The sequence below is a fragment of the Phycisphaerae bacterium genome (assembly GCA_019636475.1).
GTDB lineage: Bacteria > Planctomycetota > Phycisphaerae > UBA1845 > UTPLA1 > JADJRI01.
Genome location: JAHBXN010000005.1, coordinates 129,181 through 147,831 on the forward strand (window position 1 = coordinate 129,181; position 18,651 = coordinate 147,831).

15 protein-coding genes and 1 tRNA gene are annotated in these 18,651 nt (G+C 60.9%); 6 read left to right on the top strand and 10 right to left on the bottom strand.

The annotated features are described in order from the left end of the window. The first annotated feature begins 74 nt into the window (after positions 1 to 74). On the top strand, positions 75 to 551 hold the full coding sequence (locus KF841_09755; GenBank protein ID MBX3395639.1) for a 6,7-dimethyl-8-ribityllumazine synthase: 477 nt from the start codon (positions 75 to 77) through the stop codon (positions 549 to 551). Here the strand turns inward: KF841_09755 and KF841_09760 are convergent. After that, positions 499 to 1,803, bottom strand: a complete 1,305-nt coding sequence (locus KF841_09760) for an ABC transporter ATP-binding protein (GenBank protein MBX3395640.1) — start codon at positions 1,801 to 1,803, stop codon at positions 499 to 501. The two genes, KF841_09755 and KF841_09760, sit on opposite strands and share 53 nt — an antisense overlap. Positions 1,804 to 2,109: 306 nt before the next feature. On the opposite strand from KF841_09760, the gene KF841_09765 reads away from it, so the two are divergent. After that, positions 2,110 to 4,848 (top strand): VCBS repeat-containing protein, encoded by a 2,739-nt coding sequence (locus KF841_09765; protein ID MBX3395641.1) that lies wholly within the window; start codon positions 2,110 to 2,112, stop codon positions 4,846 to 4,848. Between the two features lie 15 nt (positions 4,849 to 4,863). Here KF841_09765 and KF841_09770 read toward each other — a convergent pair. The 4 genes from KF841_09770 to KF841_09785 form a co-directional block, all read right to left on the bottom strand. Beyond that, a tRNA-Arg gene (locus KF841_09770) sits at positions 4,864 to 4,937 on the bottom strand. Positions 4,938 to 5,116: 179 nt separating this feature from the next. After that, on the bottom strand, positions 5,117 to 5,467 hold the full coding sequence (locus KF841_09775; GenBank protein MBX3395642.1) for an STAS domain-containing protein: 351 nt from the start codon (positions 5,465 to 5,467) through the stop codon (positions 5,117 to 5,119). A 29-nt stretch (positions 5,468 to 5,496) separates the two neighbouring features. Next, positions 5,497 to 5,955, bottom strand: a complete 459-nt coding sequence (locus tag KF841_09780; protein ID MBX3395643.1) for an ATP-binding protein — start codon at positions 5,953 to 5,955, stop codon at positions 5,497 to 5,499. Between the two features lie 9 nt (positions 5,956 to 5,964). Continuing rightward, positions 5,965 to 6,333, bottom strand: coding sequence for a HEAT repeat domain-containing protein (locus tag KF841_09785; protein MBX3395644.1), 369 nt, complete (start codon positions 6,331 to 6,333; stop codon positions 5,965 to 5,967). 323 nt (positions 6,334 to 6,656) lie between these two features. On the opposite strand from KF841_09785, the gene KF841_09790 reads away from it, so the two are divergent. After that, entirely contained in the window at positions 6,657 to 7,418 is a 762-nt protein-coding gene (locus KF841_09790; protein ID MBX3395645.1) for a PIG-L family deacetylase, read from the top strand. Positions 7,419 to 7,519: 101 nt separating this feature from the next. On the opposite strand, the gene KF841_09795 is transcribed toward KF841_09790, so the two are convergent. Then, positions 7,520 to 7,663, bottom strand: a complete 144-nt coding sequence (locus KF841_09795) for a 50S ribosomal protein L34 (GenBank protein ID MBX3395646.1) — start codon at positions 7,661 to 7,663, stop codon at positions 7,520 to 7,522. Between the two features lie 380 nt (positions 7,664 to 8,043). Between KF841_09795 and KF841_09800 the strand changes: the two genes are divergently transcribed. Beyond that, positions 8,044 to 8,223: a histone H1 gene (locus KF841_09800; GenBank protein ID MBX3395647.1), complete on the top strand. Its 180-nt coding sequence runs from the start codon at positions 8,044 to 8,046 to the stop codon at positions 8,221 to 8,223. 178 nt (positions 8,224 to 8,401) lie between these two features. Then, positions 8,402 to 8,887 carry a beta-hydroxyacyl-ACP dehydratase gene (locus KF841_09805; protein ID MBX3395648.1) on the top strand — a complete coding sequence of 162 codons (486 nt, stop codon included), beginning with the start codon at positions 8,402 to 8,404 and terminating at the stop codon, positions 8,885 to 8,887. Between the two features lie 205 nt (positions 8,888 to 9,092). Here KF841_09805 and metK read toward each other — a convergent pair whose 3' ends face one another. The 3 genes from metK to KF841_09820 form a co-directional block, all read right to left on the bottom strand. Continuing rightward, a complete protein-coding gene (metK, locus tag KF841_09810) occupies positions 9,093 to 10,310 on the bottom strand; it encodes a methionine adenosyltransferase (protein ID MBX3395649.1) in 1,218 nt (405 codons plus the stop codon). 184 nt (positions 10,311 to 10,494) lie between these two features. Continuing rightward, complete coding sequence (locus tag KF841_09815; protein ID MBX3395650.1) at positions 10,495 to 11,298, bottom strand: hypothetical protein; 804 nt, start codon at positions 11,296 to 11,298, stop codon at positions 10,495 to 10,497. Between the two features lie 86 nt (positions 11,299 to 11,384). Further along, positions 11,385 to 14,666, bottom strand: a complete 3,282-nt coding sequence (locus tag KF841_09820) for a cytochrome c3 family protein (protein MBX3395651.1) — start codon at positions 14,664 to 14,666, stop codon at positions 11,385 to 11,387. 409 nt (positions 14,667 to 15,075) lie between these two features. Between KF841_09820 and KF841_09825 the strand changes: the two genes are divergently transcribed. After that, the gene (locus tag KF841_09825) at positions 15,076 to 16,932 is read left to right on the top strand and encodes a NapC/NirT family cytochrome c (protein MBX3395652.1); all 1,857 of its coding nucleotides are present in this window, start codon (positions 15,076 to 15,078) and stop codon (positions 16,930 to 16,932) included. Between the two features lie 11 nt (positions 16,933 to 16,943). Here the strand turns inward: KF841_09825 and serA are convergent, their stop codons facing one another. Next, positions 16,944 to 18,623: a phosphoglycerate dehydrogenase gene (gene serA, locus KF841_09830; protein MBX3395653.1), complete on the bottom strand. Its 1,680-nt coding sequence runs from the start codon at positions 18,621 to 18,623 to the stop codon at positions 16,944 to 16,946. Positions 18,624 to 18,651 lie beyond the last annotated feature (28 nt).

Genomic DNA, 18,651 nt, shown 5'->3' on the forward strand with positions numbered 1-18,651 from the left:
TTACGTCCGAATAAATGATACGGATGGAATCGGCGTGCGACAAGTTGCTCCGGCAAGAGTTAGAATCGCGGCATATGAACCAACCCATCTCCGGAAATCTCGATGCCACGGAACTGCGATTCGCATTGGTGGTCAGCCGTTTCAACGAGTTCATCACATCCCGATTGCTCGCCGCAGCGCGAGATGTCCTGCTGCGCCACGGGGCCGCTCCTGAAAATATCGCGGAAATCTGGGTGCCCGGCTCGTGGGAGCTTCCACTCACGGCCAAAGTCCTGGCGGAAAGTAAACGATACGACGCGGTGGGGTGCCTCGGCTGTGTCATTCGCGGCGAGACGACCCATCACATTCATGTCGGAGGAGAGGCTGCCAAAGGCATCGCCGGTGTATCCCTGCAAACCGGTATCCCGATCGGATTCGGCGTACTGACCACCGACACGCTGGAGCAGGCGATCGCGCGTGCCGGGTCCAAGGCGGGCAACAAGGGCGCGGACGCCGCGCTCAGCATGATCGAGATGGCGAACCTGCTTCGATCGCTCCGCGCGACGAAGTAAATGCCCCGGCCAGATCGCGGTCGTTCGAGTCTGTCCTGACGGCAACCTGCTGGAAATCCAGATGCGCAGTCGCCCCCGTGAGAGAACCAGTAACTCGGACCCGAACCGCATCAACCTCCTCAACCAGATACTGTAGGCCGTCCCGGTCCCGAACATGCAGCCCGATGGCATATTCCCCCGGCGAGACATTAAGGTCGAAGCGGCAGCGAAACCTCATCCGGTCGCCCGCCGACACCGCGGCCAGCGACACGCCGAGCCGCGCACTGCTTGTCTCATACACCGTCAGCCAGTCGCGTGTACGGACGATCGATAGGCCGATCGACGGGTTGGGCACATGCGCCTCGAATGCCACGTCAAATTCCAGCACCACGGTCTCACCGGGCACTGCGCAGTGTTCGGCACTTCCCGCCGACCCGGCGCCGGCTTCTTGGCTGGTTCGCAGTCGAATGCAGGACAGATGAGCTGTCGGACGTCCCTGCGCATCACGGACGAGCAATGTGGAAGAATACGACCGGTGGTACTGGGCGACCGCCTCGGGCGACGCGCCGATGAAGCTCGATCGCCCTTCCGCAAGCACCATCGAGCGATGACAGAACTGCTGCACCGTCCCCAGATCGTGCGAGACGAACACAATCGAAACGCCCCGCTTCAGGAATGCTCGCATCCGATCAATGCAGCGGGAACGGAATTGCGCATCGCCGACCGACAGGACCTCATCGACGAGCAGTACGTCAGGATCGACATGGGCGGCGATGGAGAACCCGAGACGGGCATACATCCCGCTTGAATAGTGCTTCACCGGCATGTCGATATGCTCACGAACCCCGGCAAATTCGACAATCTCATCGAAAAGGCGCCGAGCTTCCGAACGCGACATTCCCAGAATCGCTGCATTCAGATACACATTCTCACGCCCGGTCAGCATCGGATGAAAGCCCGCCCCGACCTCGATCAACGCCGAAACCCGGCCATCGATCGCGACGCAACCCTCATCCGGCCGCATGATGCCGGCGAGCAGTTTCAGCATGGTGCTCTTGCCGGCGCCATTGTGACCAATGATGCCGAAACACTCGCCTCGCACTACATCGAACGAAATATCCTCGAGTGCCCGGAACTTCCCGTTCACCCCTCCCTGTGCGTGTCCAATCGGCTGCCGAAATCGGCGGGCGACCGCGCCGTAGAGCGAGTCGCAACGTTCGCCGCGCTGAAAGAACTTCGAAACGGATTGAACGGAAATGATCGTGCTTTCCAAGTCTGATTCCACCCGCAGTCGGGCCAACGATCGACCGGCGAACGGCGCTTTCAGGCAGCACGATTCACGGCCGACGCCGCGCGGCGCCCTCTCATTCATCGGAATTCGCGGGCTGAACCATGCAGCAGGATTTGACCCGCCGGTGCCGTCGCGCGCTGCCACCCCATGAATCGACCCAGAATTGGCTTTGCAGTCGTCAGCGCGTGCCGCGAACCAACACGATTCACGTCGGCGGCATCTTCTTTCCGCACAACGGCGTGTTACAATTGCCCAATGGGATACAAGGGTGGGAACGGACAGCTTCACATGTCACGACGGGCAATCCTTTTCTTCCTGACTGCGACGGGCTTGATCGGACTGAAATTCGGCCAGTTCGGCTGCAACAGCTCGTCCAGGGACAATCACCCGTCTGACTCTCGTCGATCCAGCGAAAACCAGGATTCCCACATATCCGATCAACGCTCCGGCGCTGAATCCATCCACGCGTCGGATTCAGCGCGGTCCCCCGCCGAAAACCGAATTCTGCCAGAACGCCCGACGCGCGACCTTGCAACCGCGACAACAACCCCCGTATTCGAGGATATCACCAAGTTCGCGGGCCTTCTTAATCGGCATCACAAGCCGACGCTCGATCCAAAGCTGGACAACATCATGGCCTGGGTCGCCAGCGTCGGCGCGGCGGCCGCTGCGGCGGATTACGACCGGGACGGCTGGATCGATCTTTTCGTCACCGATTCCGCCAAGGGCACGCCCAACCACCTCTACCGAAACAACCGGGACGGCACCTTCACCGACGTCGCCGCCCGCGCAGGACTGGCCGACTGGAACAACGATCAAGGCACCGCGATGGACGCCGTCTGGGGCGATTACGACAATGACGGATGGCCCGATCTCTACGTCGTCCGCTGGGGCGAGGACATCCTCTTTCGCAACAATGCCGACGGTACCTTCACGAACGTCACCCCGAAACTCTTTCGGCGTCGCGACGGCTCGCCCGGCATGCAGTGGGCCAACGGATGCGCCGCGATCTGGCTCGACTTCAATCTCGACGGCCGCCTTGATCTATACATCGGAAACTACTTCGACGAGTACGACCTCTGGAATCTCACCACCACGCGCATCATGCACGACGACTTCGAAAACTCACGGAACGCCGGCCGCAATTTCCTCTTTCGCCAGAATGCGGATGGCTCCTTCACGGAGTGCGCCGCTGAAATGGGTGTTGACGACACAGGTTGGACGCTCGCCGTCGGCGCCGCTGACCTCAACAATGACGGTTGGCCGGACATCTACGCGGCCGACGATTTCGGCCCCGATCAGCTTTTCCTGAACGGCCGTGGCGGCCCCTTTCAAAACGTCTCTGCGACTGCATTGGGGCATGACACGAAGAAAGGAATGAACGTCGACTTCGGCGATGTGAACAACGACGGATGGCTCGACATATTCGTAACAAACATCACGACCGCCGAATACCTCCAGGAAGGCAACATGCTCTGGTACAACAACGGCATCGACCCCGCCACTGGTGATTTGACTTTCACCGATATCTCGCTCGAAGCGGGCGTATTTGACGGTGGCTGGGGCTGGGGCGGTAAATTCCTCGATTACGACAACGACGGCGATCTCGATCTCTTCTCTGTCAACGGATTCATCAGTGCGGGCGAAGGCAGCTACTGGTATGACCTCGCCTCATGGACAGTGCTCGGGCAGGATTCAGCCGAGGCCCGAAATTGGCCGGCGATCGGAACGCGCACGTTCTCAGGCTACGAGCGCAACCGACTCTGGCGAAACGACGGCAATCTCGCATTCACCGAAAGAGCCGAAGAAGTCGGACTCGGGAGCCGTCGTGATGGGCGAGGAATCGTTTGTTTCGATTTCGACAACGACGGCGATCTTGACTTGTTCGTGGCCAATCAGGATCAGGAGCCGAATTTCTATCGAAACAACGCCCGCGCTGCCACCGACGACGACCGAAATTGGCTCTTGGTCCGGCTCGAAGGCGATCCATCCACCGGCATCACGCGCGACGCGATCGGCGCCCGCGTCACGATCGTCACGCCCGCGCAGCGGCTGATCCGCGAGCGCGACGGTGGCAACGGCTACGCAGGCCAGAGCGATCCCCGTTTGCATTTCGGACTGGGACGCGAGCGACAAGCCACCTTGATGGAAGTGCGATGGCCCGACGGCGGCCTCCAGTACATCGAAAACGTTGCGGCGAATCAAATCGTCCGCGTCGTGCAGGACCCGGAGAGATATGTCAATAACACGGCATTCTCGGTGAATGCGCCAAGGCCCGCTCGCGTCAACGGTGAAGCTCATGGACATGACATCGACCCCGCGACGACGGCAAACCCCGCCGAAATGGACCGGCTCATCGGCCGCCTGGAGCGAGAGTTGCGAGCAAGGCCCGATTCGTACCGCATCGCCAGCGCCTACCGCACCGCCTGCGCCGAAGCTGGCAAACACGATCGCGCGATAGAGTTTCTCAAGAGACTGGTCCAGTCCGGCGCCGGCGAACCAGCCGCCCGAATCCATCTGGCGTGCGCCTACGTGGACAAGATTCGAACATGCGGCGGAATCGCGGCCATCGTCAGCAAAGGCACGCTCGCGAGAAAAGCGCTCGACCAGCTCGATGAAGCGTCCAAAGCGAAACCCGACCTGTGGGAAATCTATTACTGCCGGGCGCAGAATCACCTGCATTGGCCGCGCTCGCTGCTGCACTCAAAGGACGCTATATCCGACTTCCGACGATGCATCGAGCTGCAGCGGCGTTCAGGTGACGAAAGCATGACACCATACTTTGTCCGGACCTATGTCGGCCTGGGCGATGCCTACGTAAAGGACAAGGATTACGCCGCTGCAAGGGCTGCCTGGCGCGAGGGCCTCGATCGCTTCCCCGAGGACTCGGATATCAAGGCGCGTCTCTCGCTGACGGACGACTCCGCGCTCCTGCGATTTGTCGAGGATCAGCGATCACTCGAGCGACGCATCGACACCGACCTGGGTTTCCTGGAAAGTGCCGACGCAACGACACAACCGAAGTGAGCCGCGAAATCCCATCGCGCCCGGCAGGATTCGAACCTGCGACCGTCGGATTAGAAATCCGATGCTCTATCCAGCTGAGCTACGGGCGCAACACACGCGGAATGCTAATCGATTTGTCCCCGATCGACCACGCCGGCGCGCGGAGCCACGCCGGCTCGTCGGCGGCCGAGGTTGCGCACGCGCGAGCAGGTCCTGCGGCGGCGACACCGATTCGCGACGTGCCACCGACGCGATGTCAGTCGTTGCACACGGTGCCTGATCGTTTGAGCTATGCGTCCGTCGCCTGATCCGGCGTATCGCAGATGGTGAAAAATCGGTCCAGTTTGGTGATCTCGAAAACACTTCGAACACGAGCGGACATGCCGCAGAGAATCAGCTTGCCGGCATGTCGGGTGACTCTGCGAAATACCTCAACCAGCGTCCCAACCCCCGATGAATCCATGTAAGGAACTTCAGACAGGTTCAGCACCAGACGCTTCGGCCGTTCGTTCGCCAGATCGACCAGCGCCGAATGCAGCGCGGGGGAACCGCGCAAATCAATATCACCCGCAAGATCGACGAACGTCGCGTCGGGCGTCTTGCGCACGCTCTTCACCAGGTTTTCCGGTCCATTCGACATGAATCTCGAACCGTCGTTCTTTCAGCCGACTATGAAACGGACGCCGGTTGATCCCGGCGCTCCGTCACAAACTTGACCATGCGCAAACACATGCCGCCATCACTCGGACAGCTGTACTCGGCTTCATCCATCACCGCGCGAATGATGTGAACACCCAGTCCGCCGGGGCGGACGTCATCCAGATCGCGACCACAGATACTCTGCGGATCGACTTGCCGGCCCTTGTCGCGCACTTCAATCGCGATGCCTCGACGTCCGAGGTCGGTCCGAATGCCGGAAAGCGTGATGGTGATCGGCTGGTCCGCAACGCCGCCGTACCCGTGCTTGATCACGTTTGCAATCGCTTCATCGATCGCAAGCACGAGACCATGTGCCTCGGTCTGACTGAACCCCTCGGATGCCGCCAGTTGCTCCACGGCGCCCCGCACTACCGGCAAGCTCCGGGAATTGCTCGTGATGTTCAGGACGACGATGTTTTCCTGACGCATGGGTGTATTCTAGCGGGAAGTCGTCCCACCCTCTACCGCGTCCGATCCGGCGGAATCCTTCGCAAGGCCCTCGCGAGCCGATCGCCTGTGATGGCCCTGGCGAACGTACTCACGCCAGCGCTCCACGGACCGAGTACGTTGCTCGAAATCCGCCGCATAGTCGTAGCCGAGCCGCGTGCCGGTGATTCGCTCCAGGGCAAGGATCGCGAAAAAGCGGACGCCGTCATCCTCGTCCTCAAGCCGATCAACAATCAGCGGAACCGCCGCGAGATCCTTTGCCTCCCCGGCTGCGCGGATCGCAAGGATGCGATCGCCCGCACTCTCGGACTGAATATTCGCGTGAAAGTGCCGCGGACTGGCGCATCCGGCGAACACCATGCACAATGACGCCAGCGCCCTCAAATAAGGGCTCGCATCAGCCAGTCTGTGAAGGGGGGCACGCCGCATACGGAAACGCCGCCACGATGAACCATGATCGTTCGCGCTCGTGCGTGGAATAGGGTCCGGATCGGCCACCATATCCGCATGTTATGATGCGGCGCCCGGAATCACAACGTCGGGCGGCTCGCGGAGACGCCTTTCGATGCCTTGAGACTGCACGACAAGCCGCCTAAGATCGCTTCTTCATGCTTCGGTCGCCGTCGGCCGTCGTGCCTTGCGGACAGAACCGGCGCATCTCGAAAGATCGGAGGCCCAACGGAATGACCTCATCCACGGATCAGTTGGATATCGTCTTCACCGCCCCCCACCCCGACGACCTTGAAATCAGTTGCGGCGGCACGATCGCGAAATTGGTGAAACTAGGCTATCGCGTCGGCATGATTCACATGACCAACGGCGAACCGACACCGCTCGGCGACCCGGAAACGCGGTTGAAGGAAATGAAGGCGGCAGCCGACATACTCGGCGCGACGGTCTGCGAAATGATCGGCTTAACGAACCGGGTGTTAATGGATGGACCGGAAGCCCGCTTCGCGCTCGCGACCGTTTTGCGAAAGTATCGACCCCGCATTCTGGTGGGAATCGCCGGTCGTACCGTGGCGGCCTCCCCCGATCACTACCAGGCGCAGTTGATCACCGAAGCGACCCGTTTCTACTCACAATTGACGAAATGGAACGACCGCTTCGGCGGAACCGAGCCGCACGCAATTGAGCATTTGATCTATCGACCCCTGGTTCGGTCGGCGGAATTGCTGCACTTTCCGGCGCAGTTTGTCGTCGATATTTCCGAGACGATCGATCAGAAAGTTGCGGCCGTCGCGTGCTACCGATCGCAGTTTCCGGCGGAGCGATTTGAACGCATGAGACACTACATGCTGTCGATGGCAGGCTACGAAGGAGGCATGTGCGGCTACAACTACGGCGAGCTGTACGCCTTGCCGCGCCCGATCGGCACGCGCGATCCGCTTCAGTTGCTTGAAGGCTGGCCCGTTCCGTCGCCGATTGAGCCGCCGCGGCTGTGAGAAAGGCGTTTGGGGATCGGCGCAAAATGCTGTCTTTGATGCCGCAAAATGGCGGCGATCATCGTCATTTTCATGGGCCGTGGGATGCCGATTTGAGGCGATTACATGCTCTTTTTGACGTTGACGCAGCGGCCTCGGCGGCGCTTTCGGGCGATTAATTTGCGTCCGCCTGGCGTTCGCATTCGTGCACGGAAACCCTGCTTGCGGAAGCGTTTACGATAACTCTTGCGGTGTGGATAATGCATCGGACAACCTCGTCTGGCATCACTTCAATCGTGTCGAGCCGGATAGTTTAGCGGCTCCCCCCGCCGCACGCAAGCGGCGATGAAACGCACCATTTTGCGCGCGTTTGCGCCGCGTCACAAACGACGCCGACACGAACGGTGCGAGACGTTTCCTCCCACCCCGCCGCAGGCCATTTGCCTGCGAATCATGGGCCAGGGTCGATAAAAACCCGCGAAACGATTCAATAATGCGGATTTAGAACAAAAACACCATTTGCGGGCCGTCAAGCGGTCTGCTAGACTCCCTTGCCAGCCGCGGGAGACGCGGCCTGAGTGCATCGGAATAGAACGCCCAACCATTCAGGGCATCAAACGATACGCAGATCGAGGAGAACCTGTTCATGGAGCAATACGAGAAGCTGAAGCAGCTCGTTGAGGCATGCGCGGAAGACGTCGCGAAGGCCGAAGGCGGGAACAAGGCGGCGGGCACGCGGGTTCGGAAGGCGATGCAGGAAATCAAGAACGCGGCTCAGGACGTCCGCAAGAACATCCTCGAAGTGCGATCGTCGGCCACCGAATAGGCGAACGCCTCGCATCTGCCGCCGAATGGCGTCGGTCGCACCGCGACATATCCGACTTCGGCGCCGCCGGAATTTGCACACCACGCAGGCAATCGGCTTGCCCGCGCCCGGCGGGCAATGCGCCAATCGCGAGCCTATCCATTGCGGAGGGCCGCATCACGACCAAACGGAGCATTTGATGCCCCCACCGCCAATCCTGGACGCCGCGCAACTGGACTGTTCGCGGATTCTTTATTCCCGTGACGAAATCTACGAAGTGCTGCCACAGCAATTCGAATTTTCGCAGCTTGACGGCATTATTTACGCCGACGATGCGAACATGGTCTACGCAGCCTATCGCGACGTGCGGGCGGACGAGTGGTGGTGTCGCGGGCATATGCCGCAGCAGCCCATTTTTCCGGGGGTGCTGATGATTGAATCGGCCGCACAGCTCTCGGCGTTTATGCAAAAGAAAGTGGCTCCGGAAGACGGCATCATGGGGTTCGCCGGGGTTTATGACGCCAAATTCCGTGATTCCATTTTTCCGCCCAATCGAATCGTTCTCGTGGGACAGGTGATCGACGCCCGTGTCCGGAAGTTCCAAACGAAGGTTCAGGCCTTTGTGCGGGGCAACATGGCTTTTGAAGGGATCATTGCCGGCACCAAGCTGAAGCTGCCCGGGTGAGCCCCCCTGCATTTTCTTCCAGCCATCTCGGATTTTCGCGTGTGAAGCGACGGCGAGGACCCATTGCCCGATTTCGCCAGCGGTGGTGACTCCCGTGTTTTTGGCGCACGCCATAAACGAAGAATCCCGGCCATTCGCACGGCCGGGATCCATCGCCTGACATTCAATCGTTTTCGCGCGATCGGCCGTACAGCCGTCCGCGGCATTACATGTATCGCTTCGCTGCGTCCTTCAGCTTCGGGGCCATATTGGTTTTCTCCCACGTGAAGCCCGCACCGGTTCGCCCGAAGTGGCCGTGGGCGGCGGTTTCCCGATAGACCGGCCGCTTGAGCTTCAGATAGTCGATGATGCCGGCGGGCTTGAGCGGGAAATGCTCGCGAACGAGTTTCTCAATCAGGTTTTCGCTGATGCGGTTCGTCCCCTCGGTGCTGACCAGGACGCTGACGGGATCGGCGACGCCGATCGCGTAGGCGAGCTGGACCTCGCAGACATCGGCCAGGCCGGCCGCGACAATGTTCTTGGCGACATGCCGTGCCATGTAGCTGGCAGACCGGTCCACCTTTGAGGGGTCCTTGCCGCTGAAGGCTCCGCCGCCGTGCGCGCCGCGTCCACCATAGGTATCGACGATGATTTTTCGTCCAGTCAGTCCCGTGTCACCATGCGGTCCACCAATGACAAAGCGGCCGGTGGGATTGATGTGGAACCTGATCTTGTTGTTCCAGAGTTTCGGGCATTCATCCATCACGACGGGCTTGATGACCTGATCGATGATCGCCTTGCGAAACTTGTCGTTCACGTTCCCATTTCGGTCGAGCAGTTCGCCCCGCTCCTCGTGCTGTGTCGAGATGACGACAGTCTGGAGGCCGATCGGCTTGTGGCCGTCGTAGGCGATAGACACCTGACTCTTGCTGTCGGGTCTGAGCCAAGCCAGTTTGCCGGATCTGCGAACCTCCGCCAGTCGTTCGACGAGGCGATGTGAGAGGTGTATCGGGAGCGGCATGAGCGCCCGCGTTTCGCGGCAGGCAAAGCCGAACATGATTCCCTGATCGCCGGCTCCCTGCTCATGGGACTTGCTGGCGGTGACGCCCTGGCTGATGTCCGCGGACTGGCTGTGTATGGTTCGGATGACCGCGCAGCTGAGGTAGTCGAATCGGCCGGCGGGATCGGTGTATCCGATGTCCTTGATGGTCTGGCGGATCTTTTCCTCGATGCTGTTGAGCGCGAGTTCGGCCTCCTTGTTGTGAACGGTGACTTCGCCGGCCACGACGACCAGTCCGGTTGTGCAGAGGGTTTCGCAAGCCACTCGAGCATTCGGGTCTTTTTCGAGCAGCGCGTCGAGGACCGTGTCGGAAATCTGGTCAGCCACCTTGTCGGGGTGGCCCATGCTTACCGATTCCGACGTAAATACATGCGTACCGTTCACTTGCTTTTCAGCCTTGCTCACAGAGCCGCCTCCGTTGACTGGGGGTTGAGATTCGAGAGTATTCGGCCCATAAGTCGCCAAGCCGAATCGAGCCAAGCATCTTATAGACAGTGATCCGCCGTGACAAGCCGGGCGGGGTGAAGCCGTGGCTGGTGAAATTGACCAAACGGCATGAGCGAGCGGGCTATTGGCGGACCGTGCTGAGCATCTGACGAATCGAGGCCTCGTGCATGGCGATCGTTTTCGCCGGACCGAGCGCCCGGAAGAACCAAGGCCCGCCGCCGGTTTCGACCACTGCCGCCAGCATCCGGTAGTCCGACGCCGTCGGGTCGCTGCGCTGGCCGGTCATCATGTTCGATGCGACGTATCGGCCGGTGACATTGAGCACGGTCACCTTCATGCCGCCTGCCTGGAATTCATCCACGGTCGAGGCTGATTCAGGAAGCGCGGAGCCGTCCTCGCCAACGAACATGCCCTTCCAGCGTTCGAGATTTGCTTCGACCGAGCCGCCCTGCCCTGGCCCGAAATAGAAGACGATCAATTCGGCGTCTTCCGGATCGCCTTCCGCCCGCGGCAGACCGTAGTTGGCCTTTCGCAGGGACGATGTGACCGGCTTGACGGACCACGAATCAGGCGTTTCGTACTGAAGTTCCGAGCCCTTTGATGGCGCGGTCATGGGTTCGGGCCCGCCACCGAGCGGCGGGTGACCGGGAGGGAGTGCCGCAGCACCGGCATCGGCCGGCCTGGCCGGAGGCGTTGAATTGAGCGGCGGATGCCCCGGCGGCAGGCCTTGCTGGGCCGAGGACGCGGGAGCGGCATCCTTGTTCAGATACTCGGCCAGCGCGTCGGAGTCCCGGGTCTTTGTGTTGGACGAAGGGGACACGGCTGCCGGCGTCTGCTGACTGGGTTGTTTATCGCAGGCGAAACCGACGACCAGGGCGGTAGCGCACATGCCATATGCGAGTGATTTCAAAAACAAGCGCTGCATGATTGGGGTTCCTTTGTCGCCCTGGGGTGCATCGGTGCCATGTCCGATGCCTTCGATTCAGGGCCTGTCTCGGCTCGATTGCAGATTCATGGCAGAGCCGAACCTCGGTCCGACGCGCCTGAGAGCGATTCATCCGCTCCGCGGCGGCGGCTCGGGTCGTGATAATACAGGAAACGCCATAATCCGTCAGCACCGTGACAAGTCGTACAGGCATTCGGCGGCACGAACGGGCGCAGCAGAAGGCGAAGGGGCCTTCGCTGTTCTGGCGGCATCCCGGCCAACCGGACAAGCTGTTGCGGATCGAGAACCTGGCCGTGCGGCACGTGGCATGTGCGACAGGTGATCCGGCCGCGAGGATCGACGTCTCCGTCATCGTTAAACAGCGGTAACGCAGACTGCGCGCCGTCCACGAAGAGGCTTGTCAGCGGCAAATCGGGATGCGTGGCGACCGCGGGCGGATGCGATGTCCCGCCCTGGCGATGACAGGCGGAGCAATATCGATCCTGTCCGGTCATCCAGCCATCTTCCACGCTGACGATGCCTGCCGGGGGTCTTGTCAACAGGCTTCGCTCGACGACGGACGAATCGGCATGAAGCGAATGACAGGCCGCGCAGGCGGTTGAGCCGGATCCGAGATGTCCACCGTGCGGATCGTCCGCCGCCAAGCCCTGACCGATGATCGCGCGGGCGGAATCGGGATTGATCGCACCGTGGCTCGTGAGGAGCACCTGACTGACATCGCTATGGCACTGCACGCACAGGCTGCCCGGGGACTGGCCTTCCGCGACGCGCGCGAGCGACGGGGTTCGTGCATGTGGATCGTGACAGGTGCGGCAACCGATCTGATCGGCGCCGGCGGCGTCGCAACTTAAGGGGAGCGTCCCGGCTCGAGAGGTATCGTTGATTTCTCTCGGATGGACGGCGGCGAATGATCCGCCGGACTCCCAACCCGCCGCCACGTGACATGCCGTGCAGGCCGCCTCGGCAATCGCAGCGGCGGTCGTTGCTTCGCCGTGGGCATTCATCCTGGGCGGCACGCGAAAGAGGTCCGCCGGCGACGAACCATGTGGCTTGTGGCACGCCGTGCAGGCATCGCCGGTGAGTGACAGGTTCAGCGCGGCAGTCGAGACCGAACCTCCGGGGTGGGCATTGTGAAAATCCGTTGCGGACTGATCGTGCATCGGGCCGTCCGCCGGAAGCGTGGCGCGAACGATCGTCGCGCCCGTGATGGCCTCGCGAATTCGAGACCGGGCCGCGTGCTCCGCGTTTTTCGGCGCGACGGCCGTAAGGTCGTGTGGGCCGCCGAGGAGGCGTCCCTGTTCGGCGTGACAGGCGAGGCATGTGTCCGTCGGTGTGCCACGCAGGTAGCACCCGAATTGCGTTTCGTGGGGGTTATGGCAGCCGACGCAATTGTTGCCCGGATGGTTGTGCGAGGGGAGCGCACGGCTCTGGGCACAACGACCCTGCTGATGGCAGGTGATGCACTGGCCGATGGCGTCGCTTGGGTGGGGTTCGGGGGCGCGGGCGTAGCGATGGAACATATGGCAGGCACTGCAAGGTCCGCCTGATTCGGGGGTCATTCCGAGGCGATTTTTCTCAGTGGCGAAATTGGTGCGCAGGTCGTGGGAGGTTCCGAAGAGGGATACTTTTTCCGAGTGGCAATTGATGCACATTTCGCTGTTGTGCAGGTCGGCGGCAAGCATGAATCGCTCGCCTTTGCCATGATGCAGCTTATGGCAGGACAGGCAGATCAGCTTTTCTCCGTCGCCGATTCGGGTGCCCATGCGCTCGATGGCCGCCTTCTGCTGCGCGTTGACGACGGGGCTGAGCGGATGCTCGGCATGGCCACCTTCGCGAAACATGCCGGGCCGCATCATTCCGTGGCATGTGACGCACAGCTCATTTGATGTCACGCCCATGACCAACAAGTGATCGGTTGACGAGCCGTGCGGCGTGTGACAGACCTGACAGGTTATCTCCCGCGAATTCGGAGCGGCCTTTGCGCCGGCCGCGATGAGCGCATCGGGGACGGGCCACGGCATGCCGCCAGTGGGATGGGTGCCAAATCCGACGCCGCGCGTGTGATCCTCGTGGCAGCCCATGCAGAGCTGACTTGCGGCGTTTTCAACGCGCAGAAAGACCGAGGTACTCAGATCGCCGGTGAAATTCCCGCCGGTGTGAGCCGAATGACAGGTGCGACACATGATTTTGCCGTCGGCGAGGGGCAGTTCACTGGGGACCTTCATGTAGTCAGGCGGCGCGATGCCGGTCTGATGGCCATGTTCGAGCCAGACACGGCGGCGCGAATCCGCGATGGACCCATCGTGACAGGAGATGCACACCTCTGATCGGCTGACGTGGGGCAGTTCAGGCGTTGAAGGAGGCGGATCGACAATGGGTGTGGACTGGCCGTCCTTGAGCGGCGACATCCATTCCATGTGGCAGACGGTGCAGCCGCGCGCTTCGCGGCCGAAGAGCTGTGCCTGCGATCGGCGCTCCGTCGTCCGCGGAATGACGATGGGTCCACGGGTGATCTGACAAGCCCGCGCGCGATTGGACGTCAGCTCGGTGACGTACAAACGATCTTCCTGGATCGCGATGCCCATCGGCGTTTCGAATTTGAATGGATTTCCGGCACGATCCCGGACGACATCGATAAAGCCTCCGCTCGCATTGAAGACGTGGATGACCCTGGTGACGCTGTCGGACACCCAGATCTGACTCTGCGAATCGACCGCGACCCCCTTGGGCCGATACAACTCGCCGGGAAGTATGCCGTAGGCGCCAATCGATCGGGCGGGACGGCCATCGGCGAAGTACATCGCGACTCGGCCGTTGATGACGTCGGTGACGAGGGGCTGACCTTGATCGTTCGTCGCGATCATGAAGGGATGATTGAAATTTCCCAATGACTCGCCAAAACGCCCGAAGGCCGTCTGCTCGCCGGTATCGAGGTTGAGTCGAATTATGCGGTGATTGTCGTTGTCGACGATCCAAGCGGTCCGGCCATCCGGGGACAGAGCGATGTCTGTCAAATCGGGAGTGCGACCATCGCCAGCCGGATTGATGGCGAAGACGTCCGCAAGCGACCCGTCTGATTCGAGGGAAATGATGCGGACATGGTCTGCGTCGGCCAGCCAAAGCCGATCTCGGTTATCCACGGCGATCCCGATCGGGCGTCCCAACGGAATGTCACCGGCCTGATGAAACGATCGCAGCAGTGTGCCGTCGCTTGAGAATTCAAGCACGCGGCTGTTCACTCCGTCCGCCACGAAGACGCGCCCATCGGAGCAGGCGGCCACGTCCGTCGGCATCATCATCGCGGAATCCGGCGAACCACGATATTCGACGAAATCCTCGCTGAGCATGAACGGAGTCTGCTCGGCGAGGACTCCGAGCGGGGTGAACGATAGGGCAAGAACGAATGCGAAAAATCTCGCAGCCCGTTTGCTTGGTGAGGAGCTGTTCCAGTTCCGGCCGCGCGAAGCACAGAGGGTGTCGCCACTTCGCGACTGCACGAAACTGTCGAGGTTTGCAGCAGCGAGATGGCGCATGAGCAACGTGAATGCCGAAGAAATCCATGGATCAGACGTCGGATCCAATTAAAAAGACCCGCAGTCGTGTTGAAACGCGGGTGAATTATATCGAAATGGTGAGTACGATCACGCGATATTTTTGAGTCGTCCGGCGAACGGACGATGCCCGGCCTTTGCGGTGAGCGCCGGCGAACCGAATGAATCAGACCTGGTCGGTCACGAAGTTGAAACGGAGTGGAAGATGAATCAGGGAAACACGAAGGGTCCATTTCTCTCACCGGCCGAACCGGTCAACGGCGGATCGTCGTCCGACGGGTCGAGCGACAAGGTGACGTCATCGAAGGATTCAACTGATTCCTGTCAGAATGCCGCGACGCCTCCGGGCAAACCACGATGGCGAGTGATAGCCCGCAAGGCGTGCATCAGCGGATTGTTGCTGATGGTGCTTGGCGCACTGGGTCTGGGTGGCGCGGAATACTACACGGCGCGGCCTGACTTCTGCGGGACCTGCCACGTGATGGACCCGTACTATCTTTCCTGGTCGAGCGACAAGCACGGGTCTGAGCACCATGTGAAATGCATTGAGTGCCATTACGCGCCCGGGGAAAAGTACACATTCAAGGCGAAATTCAAGGGACTCTCGCAGGTTGCCAGCTATTTCAGCGGTCGATATGGCTCGGCGCGGCCTCGTGCGCACGTTTCGAATGCGAGTTGCCTGGTTTCGGGGTGTCATGGAGACAATGCGTTTCGGGAAAAGAAGCTGATGCTCGGCAAGGAAGGCACCGAAAAGCGACTCGTCGGCGACAAGATGACAGATGTCGAACGGCATCCGACCGTGCAATTCGTACACGAGAAGCACCTCGGCGGCGCGGAGCGGCTGGGGGAAACCGACGCTCAGATTCTGGAGATCGAGACACGCCTCAGGGCGCAACTCAGCCCTGAAGCCATGCGGGAGGTCGTCGACGCGAGCAAGTCGATCCTTCCGTCGGCGGAACGCGACGGCGAACTCACCGATCTTGTGCGGCGCGGCGTCATCGCGCCGGAGTTCGAGGAGGACGCGAGACAGCTTCTTCAACTGGAGCATCGACGGCTGAGACTGGAGCAACTGCACGATCTGAACTGCACCGCCTGCCACACCTATGACGCCAGCGGGCAGAACCACTTCGCAGTTGCGCTGACAACCTGCTTTACATGCCACTTCACGAATCAAACATTTAATTCAGACACCGGCCGCTGTCTGACCTGTCACGAAGCGCCGACGCGGCAGTTCATTGTTCACGGGACCACGACGACGACCGACGGCGTGACGAAGACCGCCATGATGGATCATCGCGAGATCATAGACCGCGGCATCAACTGTGCGAGCTGCCATTTTGATGTCATCCAGGGCGATGCCGTCGTCAGTGTCCGTGACTGCCAGCGGTGTCATGATTCCGACAAGTTTCTGAAGGACTTCGCGGATCGTGACACGCGGACGGTCTCCGAATACCACCGTATCCACGTTCATGGTCAGCGCGCTCACTGCCTCGACTGCCATCGCACCGTCAAGCATGAGTTGATCTCCGCCGAGGAGACGACGGCGAGTGGTGATTTCCTGCGGCCCGTCCTCAACGATTGCCAGCACTGTCATCCGAAGCACCATGAGGAGCAGGTGACGATGCTCATGGGTGAGGGCGGCAAGGGACCTGTTCACCCGATGCCCAACGCCATGTTCGGATCCCGCCTGAACTGTCGCGGCTGTCATACGCAGTCCGGCAGCGACTTCAAGGGGGACCGGCTCATCAAGGCAACGCAGGCGACGTGCGTGGCATGTCACAGCACAGACTACGAGAAGCTTTTCAACCAGTGGATGAGCGAGATCGAAAACTACCTTAGCGAAGCGGAGGCCGCGTTGAAACGGGTCGACGCCAAGGTGGCCGAGATGCGCGGGGCCGGGACTGAACCGGCTGCAGAGACGCTCGCGCTACTGGAGCAGGCACGGGCAAACATTCACTATGTCGCGACCGCCAATGGCATCCACAACAAGAACTATGCGATGCAACTACTGGAGATGAGCATCCGCGATCTGGACGACATGATCCTACGCTTGTCGCAATGAGAGCGGCGGCGTCAAATTCCGGGCAGCAACACCGTGCGAACGGAAACGATGGCCGACGACTGGCGCAGCTCTTCCAGCATCGTATCGGGCAAAGCGGCATCGCATTTGATGACCATCAGCGCCATCTTGTCGCGCCGTGATAACATCATGTCAGCGATGTTGATGTTTCGCCGGCCGAACAGGGTTCCGACGGTCCCGATGACGCCCGGGCGGTCGTCATTGAAAATCATAACGAGGAAGCCCTCCGGCACCATTTCCATCCGGTAGCCATCGATGGCAAGAATGCGCGGGCGATTGTCGAGAAAGACGGCGCCCTGCACCTCGTGAAACTCCTGTCCGCGCTCGAAGCGCACTTTGACCATATCCGGAAAGTCCATTCGAGACGACTGATTGACATGTCGGACCTCGATGCCGCGCTGTTCGGTGAACGGCCGCGCGTTGACGAGATTGAGACGAGCCTCGATGTGCGGATTCATCAATCCGACAACCGCCTGCAAAGCCAGCGTCGGCCCGAGCGACGCTAGTGATTCGCCTCCGGCAGTGGTGACTTCGACGCGATCGACGCCTTCAGCAGCCCAAGCGGCGATTATGGCGGCCATGCGCCCGGTCAGATCGAGCAACGCCCGGTCGCGCGCCGACAGGTCAGTCGGCAGACCGGTTACATTGACGGCATTCCGTATTGTGCCATGAATGAGAAAGTCCAGCATTTCATCGACGGCCTCGGTCGAAACAGCAAGCTGTGCTTCCTGAGTTGATGCGCCGAGGTGTGGCGTGAGCACCACATTTCTGGCGGACAGCAGCGGGCACGATTTCGGTGGTTCGCACTCGAAGACATCCACGGCCGCGCCGGCGAGTGCGCCAAGATCGAGCGCCGCCGCCAATGCAGCCTCGTCAACCAATCCGCCGCGAGCGCAATTGATCAGGACGGCGGACTTCTTCATTTTTGCCAGTCGGGCCGAGTTGATGAGATTTCGCGTATCGTCGGACAGCGCGGCATGCAGCGTCAGACAATCGACCATGGGCAGGAGGTCGTCGACCTGCTTAACGACCGTCACCCGGCCATCCATCGCACTTTCAGCACGGATGAAGGGATCGAACGCGAGCACCTTCATCTGGAAAGCGAGCGCCCGCTCGGCCACCGCGCGACCGACCCGGCCCAGGCCGACAATGCCAAGCGTCTTTCCGGCGAGTTGTTCTCCGACGTAGTCGCCCCGCTTCCAACCGCCGCCCGCCACATGGCTGTGTGCGGACGGAATTCGCCTCATGAGCGCAAGCATCATCGCCATGGTGTGCTCGGCGGTTGAGATCGTGTTGGCGTCGGGCGTGTTCATGACGAGCACGCCGGCGGCTGTCGCGGCGGCCAGATCGACATTGTCGACGCCCACGCCGGCGCGTGCGATGCCGCGTAGGCGGCCGGATCTGGCAAGCACCTCCGCGGTGACTTTGACGCCGCTGCGAATGATCAAACCGTCGTACTGACCGACGGCATCGGCCAGGTCTTCCGGAGAGAGTCCGACCCGAACGTCGAATTCAATACCGGCCGCCTGCCGCAATCTGGCGAGTCCTTCTTCAGCAATGGGATCAGCGATGAGGATTTTTAGTGGAGACATAGTCTGAAAAACAATCGCTCGCTTGGAGTTGTCAGCCTCTTTGCCGTGTTCACGGATCGATCGAATTCCGCAGCCGCTCATGCCGCGCGGTTCAGGCGTTTGTCTGAAC